At 73.9% G+C, this 18717-nt stretch carries 18 protein-coding genes; 11 read left to right on the top strand and 7 right to left on the bottom strand.

The window, feature by feature from the left end; translation table 11 throughout:
* Window positions 1-32: 32 nt before the first annotated feature.
* Window positions 33-1757: a maltose alpha-D-glucosyltransferase gene (gene treS / locus ABIB37_RS05185; protein WP_354257579.1), complete on the top strand. Its 1725-nt coding sequence runs from the start codon at window positions 33-35 to the stop codon at window positions 1755-1757.
* Here the strand turns inward: treS and ABIB37_RS05180 are convergent.
* The 3 genes from ABIB37_RS05180 to ABIB37_RS05170 are packed head-to-tail and all read right to left on the bottom strand — an operon-like array spanning window position 1750 to window position 4239.
* The gene (locus tag ABIB37_RS05180; RefSeq protein ID WP_354257576.1) at window positions 1750-2448 is read right to left on the bottom strand and encodes an RDD family protein; all 699 of its coding nucleotides are present in this window, start codon (window positions 2446-2448) and stop codon (window positions 1750-1752) included. The two genes, treS and ABIB37_RS05180, sit on opposite strands and share 8 nt — an antisense overlap.
* A gap of 9 nt (window positions 2449-2457) precedes the next feature.
* A complete protein-coding gene (locus tag ABIB37_RS05175; RefSeq protein ID WP_354257573.1) occupies window positions 2458-3765 on the bottom strand; it encodes an MFS transporter in 1308 nt (435 codons plus the stop codon).
* 24 nt (window positions 3766-3789) lie between these two features.
* Entirely contained in the window at window positions 3790-4239 is a 450-nt protein-coding gene (locus tag ABIB37_RS05170; RefSeq protein WP_354257570.1) for a MarR family winged helix-turn-helix transcriptional regulator, read from the bottom strand.
* An 83-nt stretch (window positions 4240-4322) separates the two neighbouring features.
* Here ABIB37_RS05170 and ABIB37_RS05165 point away from each other — a divergent pair, with 83 nt between their 5' ends.
* Both ABIB37_RS05165 and ABIB37_RS05160 read left to right on the top strand, forming a co-directional pair.
* On the top strand, window positions 4323-5567 hold the full coding sequence (locus ABIB37_RS05165) for an inorganic phosphate transporter (RefSeq protein ID WP_354257567.1): 1245 nt from the start codon (window positions 4323-4325) through the stop codon (window positions 5565-5567).
* On the top strand, window positions 5567-5794 hold the full coding sequence (locus tag ABIB37_RS05160; protein WP_354257564.1) for a hypothetical protein: 228 nt from the start codon (window positions 5567-5569) through the stop codon (window positions 5792-5794). The genes ABIB37_RS05165 and ABIB37_RS05160 overlap by 1 nt, the downstream gene beginning before the upstream one ends.
* Before the next feature lie 4 nt (window positions 5795-5798).
* On the opposite strand, the gene ABIB37_RS05155 is transcribed toward ABIB37_RS05160, so the two are convergent.
* Window positions 5799-6494, bottom strand: a complete 696-nt coding sequence (locus ABIB37_RS05155; protein ID WP_354257561.1) for a hypothetical protein — start codon at window positions 6492-6494, stop codon at window positions 5799-5801.
* Between the two features lie 84 nt (window positions 6495-6578).
* Window positions 6579-7277 carry a GOLPH3/VPS74 family protein gene (locus ABIB37_RS05150; RefSeq protein ID WP_354257558.1) on the bottom strand — a complete coding sequence of 233 codons (699 nt, stop codon included), beginning with the start codon at window positions 7275-7277 and terminating at the stop codon, window positions 6579-6581.
* An 80-nt stretch (window positions 7278-7357) separates the two neighbouring features.
* Here ABIB37_RS05150 and ABIB37_RS05145 point away from each other — a divergent pair, with 80 nt between their 5' ends.
* Window positions 7358-8362 (top strand): pirin family protein, encoded by a 1005-nt coding sequence (locus ABIB37_RS05145; RefSeq protein ID WP_354257555.1) that lies wholly within the window; start codon window positions 7358-7360, stop codon window positions 8360-8362.
* A gap of 25 nt (window positions 8363-8387) precedes the next feature.
* Here ABIB37_RS05145 and ABIB37_RS05140 read toward each other — a convergent pair whose 3' ends face one another.
* Window positions 8388-8969: an HhH-GPD-type base excision DNA repair protein gene (locus ABIB37_RS05140; RefSeq protein ID WP_354257552.1), complete on the bottom strand. Its 582-nt coding sequence runs from the start codon at window positions 8967-8969 to the stop codon at window positions 8388-8390.
* 86 nt (window positions 8970-9055) lie between these two features.
* Window positions 9056-11170 (bottom strand): hypothetical protein, encoded by a 2115-nt coding sequence (locus ABIB37_RS05135; RefSeq protein WP_354257550.1) that lies wholly within the window; start codon window positions 11168-11170, stop codon window positions 9056-9058.
* Between the two features lie 213 nt (window positions 11171-11383).
* Here ABIB37_RS05135 and ABIB37_RS05130 point away from each other — a divergent pair, with 213 nt between their 5' ends.
* From ABIB37_RS05130 to ABIB37_RS05100, 7 genes are all read left to right on the top strand, one after another.
* The gene (locus tag ABIB37_RS05130; RefSeq protein ID WP_354257547.1) at window positions 11384-11644 is read left to right on the top strand and encodes a hypothetical protein; all 261 of its coding nucleotides are present in this window, start codon (window positions 11384-11386) and stop codon (window positions 11642-11644) included.
* 47 nt (window positions 11645-11691) lie between these two features.
* The gene (locus ABIB37_RS05125; protein ID WP_354257544.1) at window positions 11692-13065 is read left to right on the top strand and encodes a glucose-6-phosphate dehydrogenase; all 1374 of its coding nucleotides are present in this window, start codon (window positions 11692-11694) and stop codon (window positions 13063-13065) included.
* Between the two features lie 70 nt (window positions 13066-13135).
* The gene (locus ABIB37_RS05120; RefSeq protein ID WP_354257541.1) at window positions 13136-13834 is read left to right on the top strand and encodes a DUF3159 domain-containing protein; all 699 of its coding nucleotides are present in this window, start codon (window positions 13136-13138) and stop codon (window positions 13832-13834) included.
* A 292-nt stretch (window positions 13835-14126) separates the two neighbouring features.
* Entirely contained in the window at window positions 14127-14708 is a 582-nt protein-coding gene (locus ABIB37_RS05115) for a protein-L-isoaspartate O-methyltransferase family protein (protein ID WP_354257538.1), read from the top strand.
* A 106-nt stretch (window positions 14709-14814) separates the two neighbouring features.
* Entirely contained in the window at window positions 14815-15990 is a 1176-nt protein-coding gene (locus tag ABIB37_RS05110; protein WP_354257535.1) for a M24 family metallopeptidase, read from the top strand.
* Window positions 15987-17189 (top strand): M20 family metallopeptidase, encoded by a 1203-nt coding sequence (locus ABIB37_RS05105; protein WP_354257532.1) that lies wholly within the window; start codon window positions 15987-15989, stop codon window positions 17187-17189. Before ABIB37_RS05110 ends, ABIB37_RS05105 begins: the two co-directional genes overlap by 4 nt.
* 61 nt (window positions 17190-17250) lie before the next feature.
* Window positions 17251-18675 carry an MFS transporter gene (locus ABIB37_RS05100; protein ID WP_354257529.1) on the top strand — a complete coding sequence of 475 codons (1425 nt, stop codon included), beginning with the start codon at window positions 17251-17253 and terminating at the stop codon, window positions 18673-18675.
* Window positions 18676-18717: the final 42 nt, after the last annotated feature.

The following is an 18717-nucleotide window of genomic DNA, read 5'->3' as shown; positions in this document are numbered from 1 at the left end:
CGCTCCCAGGCACCGCACCTCGAGGAGCGCCCGTGAGCTTCACCTCCAGCTTCACCTCGCCCATCCCGATCATCGGCGGCAACGTGCCCGGCCTCGCCCTCGATCGCGACTGGCATCGCAAGAGCGTCTTCTACGAGGTGATGGTGCGCTCGTTCGTCGACTCGAACGGCGACGGCTTCGGCGACTTCCAGGGGCTCACCTCGAAGCTCGACTACCTGCAGTGGCTCGGAATCGACGGCATCTGGGTGCCGCCGTTCTACCAGTCGCCGCTGCGCGACGGCGGCTACGACGTCTCGGACTTCAAGGCCGTGCTCGCCGAGTACGGCACGATCGACGACTTCAGCCACTTCGTCGCCGAGGCGCATGCCCGCAACATGCGCGTGATGATCGACATGCCGATCAACCACACGAGCGATCAGCACCCGTGGTTCCTCGCCTCTCGGGAGGATCCGGAGGGCCCGTACGGCGACTTCTACGTGTGGCGCGACACCGATGACGGCTACCCCAACGTGCGCATCATCTTCGTCGACACCGAGGAGTCGAACTGGGCGTTCGACGCCGTGCGCCGGCAGTTCTACTGGCACCGCTTCTTCTCGCACCAGCCCGACCTCAACTTCGAGAACCCGGCCGTGCACGCCGCGATCGAGGACGTGCTGCGCTTCTGGCTCGACCTCGGCGTCGACGCCATCCGGCTCGACGCGATCCCCTACCTCTACGAGTCGGAGGGCGGCAACGGCGAGTCCGAGCCCGCCACGCACGAGTACGTGAAGCGGCTGCGGCGCATCGTCGACGACGAGTACCCGGGCCGCGTGCTCATCGCCGAGGCGAACCAGTGGCCCGCAGAGACCGCCGCGTACTTCGGCACGGCCGCGGAGCCCGAGTGCCACATGGCCTTCGACTTCCCGACGATGCCGCGCATCTTCTACTCGCTGCGGGCGCAGAACGCGCTCGAGCTCAAGCGCATCCTCGCCGAGCAGGTCGACGTGCCGCCGGGCGCCGCGTGGGGTGTGTTCCTGCGCAACCACGACGAGCTGACGCTCGAGATGGTGAGCGAGGAGTACCGGCAGGCGATGTACGGCTGGTACGCGTACGACCCGCGGATGCGGTCGAACGTCGGGGTGCGCCGCCGGCTCTCGTCGCTGCTCGACAACTCGCGCGCGGAGCTCGAGCTCGCCAACGCGCTGCTCCTCTCGCTGCCGGGCTCGCCGTTCCTCTACTACGGCGACGAGATCGGCATGGGCGACAACATCTGGCTCGACGACCGCGACGCATCCCGCACGCCGATGCAGTGGACGCCCGACCGCAACGCCGGCTTCTCGAACGCCGACCCGGGCAAGCTGTTCCTGCCGGTCGTGCAGTCGCTCGTCTACCACTACGCCGCCGTCAACGTGGAGTCGCAGATGGCGCAGGCCTCGAGCCTGCTGCACTGGATGCGCTCCGTGCTGCACGTGCGCCGCGCCCACCCCGTGTTCGGGCTCGGCGACATCACGGTGCTCGACACCGACAACGACGCGGTGCTCGCGTTCGTGCGCTCGTACGAGGGCGACGGCAGCTACGTGGGACCCAGGGCCGAGCGCGTGCTCTGCGTCTTCTCGTTCAGCCACAACCCGGTGCACGTGACGATCGACGCCCCGCAGTTCGCGCGCGCCCGGCTCAACGACCTGTTCGGCGGCGGCCAGTTCCCGACGATCGCGGAGGACGGGCGCTTCTCGCTCACCTTCGGCACCCAGTCGTTCTACTGGCTCGGCCTCAGCTGACGCTCCGGCGCGGCGCCCGGACGACGATCGTGCGGGCGGCCTTGTCGTGCAGCGCCTGCCCGCGCGGATCCCACAGCGGCCACAGGTGGTCGACGATGCTGAAGACGCCGGCGAGGAAGCCGAGCCCGGCGAAGCCGCTCAGCAGCTGCGGAGCGCCCTGCTGCACCGCCCAGCGCACGATCGCCGCGCGCGCGTCCGGCAGCCGGTCCTCGTCGCGCATCCGCACGCGGATGCCGACGAGCATCTTGCCGGGCGTCTGGCCCTTCGCCATGTGGAAGCCCACGTTGTAGCAGAAGTAGGCGATCGCGCCGATCACGATGCTCGCGATGGATGCGGGGCTGCCGGGCGCGCTGAGCGCCTCGAGCTCGGCGAACGCCGCCTCGTCGCCCTCGGCCGCGCGGCCGACGAGGCCGAACCAGCCGAAGGCGCCGAGCACGACCATGGCGAGCACCACCATCGGGATCATGTCGAGCAGGTAGGCGCCGAGGCGAGCGCCCCAGCTGGCGGTCTCCCGCTCCGGCTCGGGGACGTCCTCCCACGGGGCGGGCGACCAGGTCGGCTGCGCGGTGGGGTCGCGCGTCTCGGCGAGCCACTGCAGGCCGTTCCACCAGCGCTCGACGCCGGGCGTCGCGGCGTACGGATCCGGGTACCACCCGGGCGGCTGCGAGGACGGCGGCGGCGTCGAGGTCATGCTCCGATGCTAGGCGTCCGCGGTGCGCCGTGCCTCGACCGGCACCTCCGCGGGGCTGTCCCCGGCGATCTCGGGCAGCACGCGATCGTGCGAGGACTCGACCGCTCGGGTGACGACGCCGCCGACGGCGAGCAGCAGCGCGACGGCCAGCGCCAGCGCGACGACGCCGAGCCAGAAGGGCAGGTGGACGCTGACCGCCGCGCCCACGATGCCCGCGACGAGCGGCGCGAGCCCCCCGCCCAGGAACCGCACGAAGCTGTAGGACGCGCTCGCCACCGGGCGCGACACCGGTGCGACCTGCATGACCGCCTGCGTGACGAGCGTGTTGTTGAGCCCCGAGCAGGCACCCGAGAGCACCACCGTCGCGATGAGCACCGCCGGCACGTCGGTCCACGCCGCCATCACCGCCAGGTCGAGCGCCATCACGACGAACGTGCCGACCAGCACGGGCACGAGGCCGAACCGCCGCTCGAGGCGGGGCGCGACGGCGACCGCGAAGATCGCGACGAGGAGTCCCCAGCCGAAGAAGACGGCCCCGAGCGCGATCGCGTCGAGCCCCAGCACGAGGGGCGCGTAGGCGAGCACGGTGAAGAACGCCCAGTTGTAGAGCAGCGCCACGAGGCTCAGCACGAGCAGGCCGCGGTGCCGCAGCGCCCGGAGCGGCTCGAGCACGCCGATCGGCCGGGTGGACGTCCGGGTGCTCGGCACGAGCACGAGCGTGCCGATGAGGCCGACGAGCATGAGGGCGGCCACCCCGAGGAACGGCCACTGCCAGCCGATCGAGCCGAGCAGGCCCCCGAGCAGCGGACCGACCGCGATGCCGATGCCCATGGCCGCCTCGTAGATCGCGATCGCGCCCGGCACGCCGCCACTCGCGCTGCCGACGATGACGGCGAGGCTCGTGGCGATGAAGAGGGCGTTGCCGAGGCCCCAGCCTGCGCGGAACCCGACCATCGCCCCGATGGTCGGCGAGGCTGCCGCGAGCGCGGCGAACACGACGATGATGCCCAGCCCCAGCAGCATCGTGCGCTTGCCGCCGATGCGGCTGGAGACCCAGCCGGTGATGAGCATCGCGACCGCGGTGACGACGAGGTAGCTCGTGAACAGCAGCTCGACCTCGGCGTGCGAGGCCCGCATCTGCTCACCGATCGCGGGGAGGATCGGGTCGACGAACCCGATGCCCATGAACGAGATGACGCAGGCGAAGGCGACCGCCCACACGGCCTTGGGCTGGGCCCGCCCGCTGCGCGCGGTGGGCGCGATCGCTGGCGCGTCGTGAGCGGCGGCGCGCGCGGGCGCGTCGGTGTGCTGTGCCATGGAGGCTCCTCGAACGGCCGCGCGTCAGCGCGGCGGATGGACGGCGTCGGCGGCGTCGGCGAGCCGCTCGAGCGCTGGGAGCGCCCTCGCGATCGCTGCAGCGTCGTCGGCGTCGAGGGTCGTGATGACGGCGGCGATGGTCGCCGCGCGCCGCGCGCGCCGCTCGGACGACAGCGCGCGGCCCGCCGCGGTGATCGCGATGGAGCTCGCGCGCCCGTCGACGGGATCGGGGCGCCGCTCGACGAGGCCGTCGGCCTCGAGCGCCTGCACGATCTGCGACATCGCGGGCTGGCTCACCCGCTCGCCGGTCGCGAGCTCGCCCAGCCGCTGCGGACCGCGCTCGACGAGCGTGAACAGCGTCGACGCGCGCGCGGGGCTGAGCGCGCCGGGCAGCTCGGTGCGGCGGTGCATGCGCACGATGCGATCGACCGCGGTGGCCAGCCTGGCCGCCTGCTCCTCGCTCGCCTCGTGCACCGTCCAATCATATAAGTGACTTATGCATCTGTCCAGGCGGCCACTTTTTGGCGCGCGTCGGGTCCGTAGTGGAGACTGGCGCGATGCAGGAGACCGTCATCCTCGCGATCGTCGTGGTCGTCGCGCTCGCGTTCGACTTCACGAACGGCTTCCACGACACCGCGAACGCGATGGCTCCGTCCGTCGCGACCGGCGCGCTGAAGCCGAAGCCCGCGGTCGCCCTCTCGGCGTCCCTCAACCTCGTCGGCGCGTTCCTCTCCATCGAGGTGGCGCGCACCGTGGGGTCGGGGATCGTCGACCTCACGGGCGTCGACGGCGAGAGCCTCATGCTCATCGTCCTGTGCGGGCTCACCGGCGCGATCGTGTGGAACGTGCTGACGTGGCTCTTCGGGCTGCCGTCGTCGTCGAGCCACGCGCTCTTCGGCGGCCTGATCGGCGCGACGATCGCGGCGCTCGGGCTCACCGGCGTGCTGTGGGGCGGCGTCGCGCAGAAGATCCTCATCCCGGCGCTGCTCGCGCCGGTGATCGCCGGCCTCGTCGCCTTCTGCGGCACGTGGCTCGTGCAGCGCGTGACCGCCGGGCTGAGCGAGCGGCGCGAGCGCACCGACTTCCGCTGGGGCCAGATCGGCGCCGCCTCGCTCATGTCGCTCGCGCACGGCACGAACGACGCCCAGAAGACGATGGGCGTCATCTTCCTCGCGCTCGTCGCGCACGGGACGCTCGACCCGGAGGCGGACATGCCGCTGTGGGTGCGGATCGTCTGCGCGGTGGCGATCGCCGCCGGCACCTACATGGGCGGCTGGCGCGTCATCCGCACGCTCGGCAAGGGCATCGTCGACATCTCGCCGCGGCAGGGCATGTCGGCCGACTTCTCGAGCGCCTCGATCATCCTCACCTCGAGCCACCTCGGGCTGCCGCTGTCGACCACGCACGTGGCCTCCGGCTCCGTCATCGGCTCGGGGGTCGCCCGCACGGACGCGAAGGTGCGCTGGTCGGTCGCGCGCCGCATGCTCATCGCGTGGCTCATCACCCTGCCCGCGGCCGGTGCCGTCGGCGCGCTGTGCTTCGGCATCGCCAGCATCTTCGGGCACCTGGGCGGATCGATCGTCGTCACCCTGCTGCTGCTCGCCGCGTGCCTCGTCATGTGGCTGCGCTCGCGCGCGAGCCACGTCGGCCACCACAACGTCACCGAGGAGTGGGACCAGCCGAAGGCCGAGCGCAAGCGCGAGATCGACCGCGAGCTGAGCGCCGTCGCCTCCGGCATCGCGCCGCTCGCGAAGCCGCGGAAGCGCAAGAAGCGACCCAAGCCCCGGACGGAGGACCGCTGATGGGCTTCGACCTCGGCGCGCTCGCCACGGCCATCGTCTCGGTGCTCGCCGTCGGGCTGCTGCTCGGCGCGGGCATCCCGGTCGTCTACGCGCTCGCCATCCGCTCGCTCGAGAGCCGCAGGCCCGGCTCGACAGCCGTGGCCGGCGTGCTGCTCGCGCTGTGCGCGCTGCTCGCGGTCGCCGGGATCGTCGTGATCGTCTTCGGCAAGCAGCTCTTCGGCATCTGACGCGTCAGCCGCGCGCCGCGCCGCGCTGCACGCGGTCGTAGGAGGGCTGCCGCGCTCGCCGCGCCCAGTCGTACTGCTGCGTGCCCGGCAGCGGGTGGCGCCCGGCGTCGAACCGCAGCAGCGGATCGAGCGGGCCGGGCTCGCGGGCCAGCTCGAGCTCGGCGAACGGATGCCAGGCCCCGCGTGGGCGCGCCACGAGCAGGGTCAGGCGCCACGGCTCCGCCTGGAGCCGCTCGCCGAGCGCCTCGGGCGCCATCGGCAGGTCGGCGGGAGCGCGGGTGCGCGCGGCGACGAGCACCGGGCCCGTCGGCGTCCGGTACGGGAAGAGGGAGCCGAGGTGCGCGCGCGACGGCGAGCGGTGCAGCAGCAGCCAGAAGCGCGACGGCCAGCCCCGCCCGGTGGAGGCGAGCTCGAGGTCCGCGGGTCCGGCATCGCCGTCGACGCGCACGGCGAGGCCGATCACGTCCGGCAGGGGCGCGGGCAGGCCCGCCGAGCGCGAGGCACGCGCGAGCACCCGCACGGGCGCTGCGCCGGCCTCGTCGAACCACGGGACGCCGGTGCGCAGCGCGCTGCCGGTGCGACGGAGGGAGCCGTGCAGCTGCACGCCGTGCGGGTGGATCGGGTGCGGGCGTCGGACCGACGCGAGCGCGGCGAAGCCGGCGCCCAGGGCGTGGCCGATGACGGTCGAGACGTGCGGCATCCGTCGTGCCTCCTCGGTCGATCGAGCGGTCGCCCCATCCTGGCACCGCCCTCCTGCGCCGCAGCCGGGTCGCGGACGGGTGCCCTAGGAGCCGCTCGACGTCATCGGCACGATCATCGTCACGACCATGATCGCCACCATCGCTGCCTCGATCGCCTCGATCGCGGCGCGCACCGAGGCGGACGCCCAGCTCGCGCTCGCGAGCGCCTCGCCGCGGCGCTCGAGCGCCTCCTTCGGCAGGTCGGGGAACACGGCGGGCAGTGCCTTGGCCCCGTGCAGGATCGCGAGCGCCGTCGCGACGCGCGGCTCGTCGCGGCCGTCGAGCACCTCGCGCGCCGTCGCCTGCAGCGCACCCTCGACCGCGCGGCGCTCGCCGCGCTCCCAGCGCTCGCGCCACGTCATGCCGAGGAAGCGGTCCTGCTCGCGCGCGAGCACGCCGGCGGTCGCGAAGTCGTCCATCAGGCGTCCGCGCAGCCTCCCGCCCGGGGTGCGCGTGCCGCCCCAGCCGGCCACCCGCTCGATCGCGGCCTTCGGCGTGCGCCCGGCGATCTCGGCGACGAGCGGCTCGAGCCTCTCGTCGGTGCCGCCGGCCGCGGCGACGAGGGTGCCCTCCTCCGCGCCGGGCTCCCCGGCGCCGGCGAGCCGCATCCGGCCGTCGAGCAGGAGCTGCGCGGTCACCGCGGCCGCCATCGCGATGCCGAGCGAGGAGTCGTCGATGAGCGGCGTGCCCGCCTCGTCGTCGATCGCGAGCAGGAGCACGGCTTCCGGGATCGTGAGGTCCATGCCCGCCACGGTAGGGCGGCGCCCGGACGGCCGCCTCCACCGGCCGACGGAGGCCGCGCGGCGGAGGCTACCGTGGACGCATGAGCAACGACGAGGCGCTGCTGGTCGAGGGGGCGGAGCGAGCCTGCATCGACGAGGCGCGCGCGGCCGGCGTCGAGCTGCTGCTGCCGCGCGAGGTGCCGCTCGGCGGCCCGCGCGCGCTGCCGGTGCTGCGCAGCCTGCCCAACAAGCACCGCCACATGATCGGCGCGTGGTGCTTCGCCGACTCCTTCGGGCCGGTCGACATCAGCGGCGGTCCGGGCATGGATGTGCCGCCCCACCCGCACACCGGTCTGCAGACGGTCTCGTGGCTCGTCGAGGGCGCGATCGCGCACACCGACTCGACCGGCGCGCAGCACACCGTGCGCCCTGGCGGGGTCAACGTCATGACCGCGGGGCACGGCATCTCGCACAGCGAGTACTCCACGAGCGACACGGCCGTGCTGCACGGCGTGCAGCTGTGGACGGCGCTGCCGCTCGACCAGCACGACATCCCGCCCTCGTTCGCGGGCGTCGACGACGTGCCGAGCGCGCGACTGCCGGGCGGCGCGACCGTGCGCGTCTTCGTGGGCTCCTACGCCGGGGCCACGAGCGCCGCGCCGACGTTCTCGCCGCTGCTCGGCGCCGAGCTGCGCATCCCGGGCGGCGCCGAGGCGCAGCTCGCGCTCGAGGAGCGCTTCGAGCACGGGGTGCTCGCGCTGACGCCGGGCATCGCGCTCGACGACGTGCCGATCGGCGTCGGCGAGATCGGTGTGCTGGAGCCCGGGCGAGCCTCCGCGATCGTGTCGGCGGAGCGGGCCGACGGCGTCGCGATCCTGCTCGGCGGCGTGCCGCACGAGGAGGAGGTGGTGATGTTCTGGAACTTCATCGGGCGCGACCATGCCACGGTGCAGCGCGCGCGCGACGCGTGGATGGCCGAGCGCGAGGCGCCGACCGACGCACGCCCGCGCTTCGGCGTCGTCGACGACGGCTCGGGCACGACGCTGCCGTCGCCGCGCATCCCCACCGTCGAGCTGCTGCCGCGAGGGCGCGCGAAGCGCCGTTGACCCGCGGGCGGGCGGCGCGGCTCGGTCAGCCGGCGGCCTGCTTCGCGGCGGCCTTCGCCGCCTGCTTCGCCTTCCGCACCTCGGCGAGCGAGTCCGCGTCGACGATGTCGGCCACGGAGCGCTTCGAGCCCTCCTCGCCGTAGGGCTCGGACGCCTCCCGCCATCCCGCGCCGTCGAAGCCGGCGCGCTTGCCGAGCAGCGCGAGGAAGATGCGCGCCTTCTGCTCACCGAAGCCCGGGAGCGCCTGCAGGCGACGGAGCACCTCGGCGCCGTCCGGATCGCCCGATCGCCAGATCGCGCCGGCATCGCCGCCCCACTCGTCCGCGACCACGGCCGCGAGCTGCTGCACGCGCTTCGCCATGGATCCGGGGAAGCGGTGCACCGCGGGCTTCTCGGCGAACGCGGCCTGGAACGCGTCGGGGTCCATCGTCGCGATGGCCGCCGCGTCGAGGTCGCCGAGCCGGTCGCGCAGCTTCGCGGGCCCCGCGAAGGCCGTCTCCATCGGCACCTGCTGGTCGAGCAGCATGCCCGTCAGCAGCGCGAAGTCGTCGTCGGAGAGCAGGCGGTCGGCGGCGTCGTCGCCGGTGAGGTGGAGCTCGCGCGTCATGGCCCCAGCCTGCCACGGCGCATGCACCCCGGACAGGGCCGAGCCCCCGCCTGGTCACGACAGACGGGGGCTCGGGGTCGGTGGGGTCAGCGGGGCATGAGCTCCCGGGAGCGGACGAGCAGCAGGCCGCCGGCGACGAGCAGGGCGAGCGCGAGCCCGATGCCGCCGAGCGGGATCTCGCCCCCGCTGCGGCGCGCGGCGGGCAGCGCGTGGCTCGCCCGCAGCGTGACCATGTTCGTGGGTGCGCTCTCGACGTTGTCGCTCGAGAGCGAGGCCGCGCTGTCGAAGGCGACGCGCACCGTGGTGCCGTCCGCCTGCGACGGGACGCCGGGCACCGTCGCCTCGATGGTCACGGTGACGACGTCGCCGGGCTCCATCGTGCCGATCGTGATGCGCTGCGTGCCGGTCGCGTCGTCGAGGTCGACGGCGCACGGCATCGAGCAGCGGGCCGCCGCGTCGACGAGCAGGCCGTCGGGCAGCCGGTCGAGGAGCACGACGCCGGTGCTCGGCGCCTCGCCCACCGCGCGCACGACGATGCGGAACTGCACGCTGTCGCCGAAGCGGACGGTGCCGTCGGACGACATCCACGCCCCGTTCACCCGCTCCCACACCGACTTCTGCGCCGTCACCGACCCGGCGACGACGCGCGTGCGCAGGCACGCGGCGTTGTTCGAGGGCCGCTCGCAGCCGCCCGCGGGCACGGGGTCGTCCTCGGTCGACACGGTCGTCGCGGTCTCGAGCGTGCCGGCGACCGCGTCCGCCGCGATCGCGACCCGCAGCTCGAGCCGCACGGCGGCGCCCGATCCCAGCGCCGCGGGCTCGATCGCGCAGGCGACGGTGCCGCCGTCGGCGGCGCAGCCCGCACCGCTCACGAAGCGCATGCCGGTCGGCAGCGCCACGACGACCTCGACCGACTCGTCGTCATCGACGCCTCGGGCACCGAGGTTGCGCACGAGCAGCGAGAGGCCGGTCTCGCTCCCGACCGCGACGACCTCGTCGCCGCTCGCCGTCAGCTGCAGGTCGACGGCCCCGTCGTCACGCCCGATGGTGCAGGTGACGTCGACGGCGCCGGTGATCGTGAGCGTGTCGCCCTCGAGCGAGCCGCCGGTGCAGCTCCACGCCCCTGCCGCGTAGCCGGCGGGACCGGCGGCGCTCAACCGGTAGGCCCCGGCCGGCACCGGTGCGACGGTGACGGCCGGTGCGCCGCTCGGGCCGCCGATCTCGACGGGTCCGGATGCGCTGAGCGCGAAGTCGGCGAGCGTGGCGTCGCCGCCGTCGTCGGTCGCGAGCACCTGCACGAGCGTGAGCGTCGGGTAGCGCAGCTCGGTCTGCTCGCAGTCGACGTTGTTCGACGCGCCGCACGCTGCGGGGACGGGCGCCGGGTCGTCCTCGGTGGAGACGGATGCGACCGTCCCGAACGCACCGGCGGTCGCGCCCGCATCGAACCGGAGCGCGATCGAGAGCACCACACCGGCGCCGGCCGCGAGCGCGGCCGGGTCGACGCCGCACGTGACGATGCCGGCGGACGCCGAGCAGCCCCCGGGCACGGCCGTCACGACCGCGCCGACGGGCGCGGCCGCGAGCACGGTGACCGGCTCGTCGAGGTCGACGTCGCGGGCGCCGAGGTTGTGCACGCCGATCGTGAGGTCGAACGCGCCGCCGTTCGCCGGGGCGGCGCCGCCGTCGTCGAGCGTGAGCGCGAGGTCGACCGGGTGGTCGTCGAGCACGACGGCGCAGGCCACGTCGTCACCGGCGACGAGCGTGAGCGTGGCTCCGTCGAGGACGCCGCCCGTGCAGGACCATGCGGACGCGCTGTATCCGCCCCTGCCACCGGTCACCTGCAGCGCGTAGGCGCCGGCCGCGACGGGCGTGCCCGTCACCGAGGGGTCGCCGCTCGCGCCGCGGATGGGCGTCGGGCCGGCGGCCTCGAGCATCCACTCGCCGAGCGCGGCATCCCCGCCGTCGCCCCCGTCGACCTCCGCGAGCAGGGTGAGCGTGGCCGCGACCTCGTCCGGCCCGTGCGGCGGCTCGGTGGCCGCCGCGGGCGCGGCGCCGAGCGGCGCGAGCAGGCTCGTGGTGATGGCGACGGCGGCCGCGAGCGCCGGGTGCCCGCGGTGGCGCTCGCGCGGCGCCGCGTGGCGAGGCGTGCGCGACCGGGGCGCGGGAGCACCCGGCGCGCGTCCCCGACCCTCTGCCCGCATCGTCCACTCCCGGCCGCGGCGCCGGAGCGCCTGGCAGCGCGCTCAGGCCTCGCACGGCCTTCGTCGCAGCTGCTGCGACCAGCAAAGACCCGCCACCCGGCAATCGCAACAGTGTCCGCAAAAGCCTGACGACAACGTCGGGCGGTGCTGAGGAAGCCGCTCGGCGCCGCGATCACCAGCGGCCTCCGAGCCTGCTGCTGCCACCATGGGGCCATGGAGACGAAGCGATCCAACCCGTGGGCGTGGTGGGCGTTCTGGATCGGCCTGGTCGGCCTGGTCCTCATGCCGATCCCGTTCTTCATCGGCGTCATCTTCGGCGGCGGCCCTGCCGCGATCGCCGGCATCCTCGCGATCATCGCGCTCTTCAAGTCGCGCCACGCGGGCGGCCGCGGCATCGCGCCCGCCGTCGTCGCGCTCGTGCTCGTCGCGCTCACCTTCGCCGGCATCTCGGCGGGCGGCGGCATCTGGTGGTGAGCCGCCCCGCCTGACGCGCCCCCAGCCGGGGATGCGAGGATCGGGCCATGGCACCGAGCCGCTCGACCACCCTGCTCATCCTCGGCGCATCCGGCGACCTCACGAGTCGCCTGCTGCTGCCGGGCATCGCCACGCTGCTGCGATCGCAGCCGTCGCGCCGCGTCGAGATCGTGGGGGCCGATCTGCGCGAGCTCGCGGCCGACGACTGGCACGACCGCGTGCGCACGGCACTCAACGTCGGGGGCGCCCAGGGCGCGGCCGCGAAGGCCGTGGTGTCGTCGACGCGCTACGTCTCGACGGACGCGACCGACCCGGTCGCGCTCCGCGCGCTGCTCGACAGCATCGCGTGCGACCGGCTCGTCATCTACTTCGCGCTGCCGCCGCACATCAGCGAGCTCGTGTGCGGCACGCTCGAGCAGATCGGCGTGCCCGACGGCACGATCCTCGCGATCGAGAAGCCGTTCGGCGACAGCCTCGAGTCGGCGCGGCGCCTCAACGCGCTCGTCACCCGCATCGTGCCCGAGGAGCGCATCTTCCGGATCGACCACTTCCTCGGCCTGCACACGGTGCTGAACCTCCTCGGCCTGCGCTTCGCGAACCGGCTGCTCGAGCCGACCTGGGATCGCGACGGCATCGAGCGGGTCGAGATCCTCTACGACGAGACCGTCACGCTCGAGGGTCGCGCCGGGTACTACGACCGCAACGGCGCGCTGCGCGACATGATCCAGTCGCACCTGCTCCAGATCATGGCGCTCATCGCGATCGAGCCGATCGCGAGCGTCGGCGAGCGCGACCTGCGCGATGCGATCAGCCAGGTGCTGCGCGCGGCGAGCGTCGTCGACCCCGTCCGGCACTCGCGACGCGCGCGCTACACCGCGGGCGCGGTCGAGGGGCGGGACGTGCCCGACTACGTCGCCGAGGAGGGCGTCGACCCGTCGCTCGGCACCGAGACGCTCGCAGAGGTGCAGGTCGAGATCGCGAACCCGCGCTGGGCCGGCGTGCCCTTCATCCTGCGCTCGGGCAAGTCGCTCGCGGGCGTGCGGAAGCGCGCGATCGTGCACTGGAAGGCGCCCGCGCACGTGCCGAAGGGGCTCTCGGGCCGCGACACCCCGGATCGCTTCGTCATCGACTTCAAGCCCGACGGCTTCGAGCTGCACCTGACGACGAACGGCAAGGGCGATCCCTTCACGCTCGAGCAGACGGTGCTGCGCGGCGAGCTGGGCGGCGGGTCGCTGCTGCCCTACGGCGAGGTGCTCGCATCGATCCTCGACAGCGACCCGCGGCTCGCCGTGCGCGGCGACGCCGCCGAGGAGTGCTGGCGCATCGTCGAGCCGGTGCTCGACGCCTGGCGATCGGATGCGGTGCCGATGCACGAGTACCGGGCGGGCTCGCGCGGCCCGCGCGGGTGGCGCACGAACTGAGCCGCAGCCCGCGCCGGCCGCCTGGCGGATCGACGCCGGCCCGGGATAGCCTCGCTCCGTGGCGCGCCCGATGTCTGATCTCCCCGGCGACGCCGCCGATCGCCCGCCGACCGACGAGCGCGCCGACGCCGACCCGACGCGCGAGGAGTCGCTCGCCCGGCTGCTCGGCGGCGGCAGGGCGGCCGTCGAGGGCAGCGTGCCCCCGGTCGGGTTCCTCGTGGGCTGGCTCGCGAGCGACGGCGACCTCACCGCCTCCGTCGTCTGGTCGCTCGCCGCGAGCGCCGTCGTGCTGGTGCTGTCCGTCGTGCAGCGCCGCGCGCCGCGAGCGGTGCTCATCGGCATGCTCGCGACCGCCGTCGCCGCCATGATCGCCCAGCAGACGGGTGAGGCGCGCAACTTCTTCCTCGTCCAGCTGCTGTCGAACGCGGCGAGCGCGCTCGCATGGAGCGTGTCGATCGCCGTGCGCTGGCCGTTCCTCGGCCTCATCGTCGGCGGCCTCATCGGCACCCGGACGCGATGGCGCCGGGACCCCGGGCTGCTGCGCGCCTACAGCCGCGCCTCGTGGGTCTGGGTGGCGCAGTACGTCGTCCGCGTCGCCGTCTTCTCGGTGCTGTGGTGGCTCGACGAGGCGACCTGGCTCGCCATCATGCGCGTCGCGCTCACCTACCCGCTCATCATCGCCTGCGTCGCGATCTCGGGCTGGGTGCTGTTCGCCTCGATCCCGCGCGGCCACCCCGGCATCCGCGCGCCGCAGGTGCCGCTCGGCTGACGGACGCGCCCGTCCACAGACGACGGTCGGACCGTTGCGGCGGCGTGCCCGTCGGCGTACAGTCGCGGGCAAGTCGAGCGGTGCGGACCGACCAGGCGCCTTCACCAGACCTTGCGAGAGCGCAAGCGCCCATGAGCCAGTCCGCACCGCTCCATCACGCCACTGCGGCACTCGACCTGCGGCGGCACTCGACCTGCGGCGGCACTCGACCTGCGGCGGCACTCGACCTGCGGCGGCACTCGACCTGCGGCGGCACTCGACCTGCGCGGCGCGCCGGCGTAGCGTGCGACCCGTGAGCGAGCTGCACGTCGAGCCGGGGGTCGTCGACCGCGTGCGCGCCGCCATGGCGGCAACGCCGCGCGCGACCTTCCTGCCGCCCGTCGTGCGGCACCTCGCCGACGTCGACCGGCCCGTCGGGATCGGCTGGGACGCCACGAGCTCGCAGCCCTCCACGGTCGCTCGCATGCTCGAGCTGCTCGACGCCGGGCCGGGCCACCGGGTGCTCGACGTCGGCGCCGGCTCGGGCTGGACCGCGGCGATCCTCGAAGCGCTCGGGGCGGCGGTGACCGGCGTCGAGCTCGTGCCGCAGCTCGTCGAGGCCGCCAACGCGAACCTCGCGGCGCACGGCAGCCGCTCGCGCGTGCGGCAGGCGACGCCGCACGTGCTGGGCCTCCCCGACGACGCGCCCTTCGACCGCATCCTCGTCTCCGCCGACCTGTGGCGGATGCCCGACGCGCTCGTCGCGCAGCTCGCCGACGGCGGCCGGATGGTCGCCCCCGTCGCCGGCCGGATGACCGTCGTCGACGTGCGCGACGGGCAGCCGCGCGCGCGGGAGGACCGAGGCAGGTACGCCTTCGTGCCGCTGCGGGAGTGACGCCGCGGGCTTGACGGCGACGGCATGACGGCGACGGCACCGCGCGGCTCGGACGGGACCCGGCGGCCCCCGCGTAGGGTTGCTGGACCGACTCGAGGAGGCATCCGTGCGCCCCAGCCCCGAAGCGCTGACCGACCGGCTCGCCCGCACGCGCGCACGCATGCAGGCGTCGGGGCTCGACGGGCTCGTGGTCGTCGACCCGGCGAACCTCCATTACCTCACCGGCTACGACGCGTGGTCGTTCTACATGCCGCAGCTGCTGTTCGTGCCGCTCGTCGGCGAGCCGCTGCTCATCATGCGGGCGATGGACGCCGGCGGCGCGCACCGCACGGCGCAGACGCCGCCCGAGCGCATCCTGGGCTACCCCGAGGCGCTCGTGCACCAGCGGGGCGTCCATCCCTTCGACTGGGCTGCGCAGCAGCTGCGCGAGCACGGCTTCGCGCAGCGCGGCCGCGTGGGCTTCGAGGCCGACGCCCACTTCTTCTCGGTGCGCGCGTTCCACGCCCTCGAGCGCGGGCTGCCCGAGTGGCAGCTGGTCGACAGCCACGAGCTCGTGAACTGGGTGCGGCTCGTCAAGAGCCAGGACGAGCTCGAGCTCATGCGCAAGGCCGGCCGCGTCGCGTCCGCCGCGATGCAGGCCGGGATCGACGCCGTCACCGAGGGTGCCCGGCTCAACGACGTCGCCGCGGCGATCCAGTTCGCGCAGGCGACCGGGGTCGAGGGCGCCGAGGGCGACTACCCCGCGATCGTGCCGATGCTGCCGACCGGCGAGTCGGCCGACACCCCGCACATGACCTTCAGCGCGCGCCGGCTCGGAGCCGGCGAGGCCGTCTCGATCGAGCTCGCGGGCGCGCACCACCGCTACCACGCGCCGCTCGCGCGCACGCTGACGCTCGGTCGCCCCGACGCGCGGCTCGAGCGGCTCGCCGACATCACCGCCGAGGGACTCGCGCTCGTGCTCGACGCGCTGCGCCCCGGCCGGGCGGTCGCCGACGTGCACGCGATCTGGGCGCAGCACATCGCGAAGCACGGCGTCGAGAAGCCCTCGCGGCTCGGCTACTCGATCGGCATCGGCTACCCGCCCGACTGGGGCGAGCGCACCGTCTCGGTGCGCGGCGACGACACGACGGTGCTCGAGCCGGGCGTCTGCCTGCACATCATCGCCGGCATGTGGATGTCGGGCTACGGCTGCGAGCTGAGCGAGTCGATCGCCATCACCGCCGACGGCGTCGATGTGCTCACGAGCGCGCCGCGCGAGCTCATCGTGCGAGGCGACGCGTGACGGATCCCGGCGCCGGCGCCGACGCCGACCTGGAGCGCGCGCTCGCGCTCGTCGACGAGGCGACGATCGTCGCCGACGCGTCGTCGCTCATCCTCGCCGCGAGCGAGAACCCCGGCGGCACCGAGCTCGTCGCCGTGCGGGTGCTCGAGTCGATCGCGTCGCGGCTGGGCGGCCGCAGCCGCCGAGAGCCGGTGGCGCCGGACCGCCCGAACCTGTCGATCCGGTTCGGGCCCGACCCGACCGAGGCGGTGCCGGGCATCCTCATGCTCGGCCACAGCGACGTCGTGCCTGCGGGCGAGGGCTGGGCGGCCGACCCGTTCAATCCGCGGGTCGCGGACGGCTGGCTCACGGGCCGCGGCGCCGCCGACATGAAGGGCGGCATCGCCGCGGCGCTGCAGGCGCTCGCCGCCGTGCACACCGTGCGCCCCGAGCTGCCGCTCGAGCTGCTCGTGACCGTCGACGAGGAGGACCTCGCGACCGGCATCGAGGCGCACCTCGCGGCGACCGACGCCGCCGCGGTCTACCGCGCCTGCATCGTCGCCGAGCCGACCGACCTCGCCGTCGTGATCGCCTGCCGAGGCGCCGCGAACCTCCAGGTCGAGGTGAGCGGCCGCGCCGCGCACGCCGGCCGTCCGGAGGACGGCGCCAGCGCGATCACGACCGCCGCGCGCATCGTCGACTGGATCGCCGACGACCACGCGCGGCTGCGCGCCGGCGCCTCCGGGCTGCTGGGCTCCGCCACGTGGAACGTGGGACGCATCGAGGGCGGGCACGGCACCTCGATCGTGCCGGACCGCTGCACGCTGCTCGTCGACCGGCGGCTCATGCCGGGCGAGACCGGCGCGGAGGCGCTCGGGCAGCTCAGCGCCGGCATCGAGCGCGCGCTCCGCGACGACGGCTGCACCGCCGACGCCTCGCTGCTCATGGAGATGCCCGGCTTCGAGACCGACAGGGCGCATCCGCTCGTCGGTGCGGCCGTCGACGCGCTCGTCGCCGAGGGCGCGCCCGCGCCCGTCGAGGCGTGGACGGCCGCGTGCGAGGGCGGCTTCATCGCGCGGCACCACGGCTGCCCGACGATCATCCTCGGCCCTGGCGACATCACCGGGCAGGCCCACCAGCCGGACGAGCGCGTCCGCATCGCCGACCTGCGCGCCGCCGCCCGCGCCTACGTGCGCCTCGCCCTCCACCTGCACCGCTGACCACCACCCTGCACGACCGCACACCCCGCACGATCCACCCCATCCGGAAGGGATACGGCCCATGACCGAGCAGACAGCATCCGCGCACCCCGAGAGCGGCCCGCCGCCCATCACGCGCGAGATCGACCTCTCCCCCGTCCAGCGCACGACCGTCCGCAAGTCGGTCATGGGCGCCATGGCGGGCAACGCGATCGAGTGGTTCGACTACGGCATCTACGGCTACCTCGCCGTGCACCTCTCGACGCAGATCTTCGGCGGCTCGGAGGACGCGATCCTCTGGACGCTCTTCGGCTTCGCCGTCTCGTTCCTCGTCCGCCCGCTCGGCGGCGCGATCCTCGGCCCCCTCGGCGACCGCATCGGGCGCCAGAAGGTGCTCGTCTTCACGATCATGATGATCTCGGTCGCCACCGCGGCCATCGGCCTGCTGCCCACCTTCGAGCAGGTCGGCTGGCTCGCACCGGTGCTGCTGTTCCTGCTGCGCATCGTGCAGGGCTTCTCGGCCGGAGGCGAGTACGCGGGCGCCGCCGTCTACATGGCGGAGCACGCGCCCGACGACCGCCGCGGGTTCTGGGGGTCGTTCCTCGAGTTCGGCACGCTGCTCGGCTTCTCGCTCGCGGCCATCCTCGTCACCGCGCTCGAGGCGATCGTCGGCAGCGACGGCATGGAGGCCGGCTGGTGGCGCCTGCCGTTCCTGCTGACCCTGCCGCTCGGCCTCATCGCCCTCGCGATGCGCGCGCGCCTGCACGAGTCGGCCGTCTTCGAGGAGGCCAAGGAGCAGGACACGCGCACGAGCGCCTGGCAGACCCTGCGCGACCTCGTGACGCAGCAGCCGAAGCAGCTGCTGAAGATCATGGGCATCACGATCCTCATCAACACCGCGTTCTACCTCGTGCTCACCTACATGCCCACGTTCCTCCAGACCTCGCTCGACATGGACGGCACGCAGGCGGGGCTCATGCTCGTGGGCGTGCAGCTCGTGATGATGGCGGTGATCATCCCCATGGGGGCGCTCACCGACAGGATCGGGCGACGGCCGCTGCTGCTGACGGCCGCCATCGGGTTCACGCTGTTCTCGGTGCCCGCGGTGATGCTGCTCAACACCGGGAACCTCGTGCTGCAGGTGCTCGGGCTCGCGATCTTCGGCCTCTTCCTCGTGATGCTGCTGTGCAACATCTCGGCATCGCTGCCGGCGCTCTTCCCGACCACGGTGCGCTACGCGGGCTTCGCGCTCGGCTACAACGTCGCGACGTCGCTGCTCGGCGGGCCCGCCGGCCTCATCAACGAGGCGCTCATCGAGCAGACCGGCTCGACGCTCGTGCCCGGCTTCTACATGACCGTCGCCGGCATCGTCGGCCTGCTCGCGATCCTCACGTTCAACGAGACGGCGGGGCGGAGCCTGCGCGGCGACCGCGTGCCTGGCGACGACGACCAGGACCGCCTCGCGATCGGCGAGGCGCTCATCGGGAAGGTCGCGAAGGACCGCTGAGCGCGGGTGCCCGCACCTCCACGTCTGCTCCGAATCTCAGCC

This window comes from Agrococcus sp. UYP10 (genome assembly GCF_040547205.1).
Taxonomy (GTDB): Bacteria; Actinomycetota; Actinomycetes; order Actinomycetales; family Microbacteriaceae; genus Agrococcus; species Agrococcus jenensis.
This window is presented reverse-complemented; position numbering and strand designations above follow the sequence as displayed.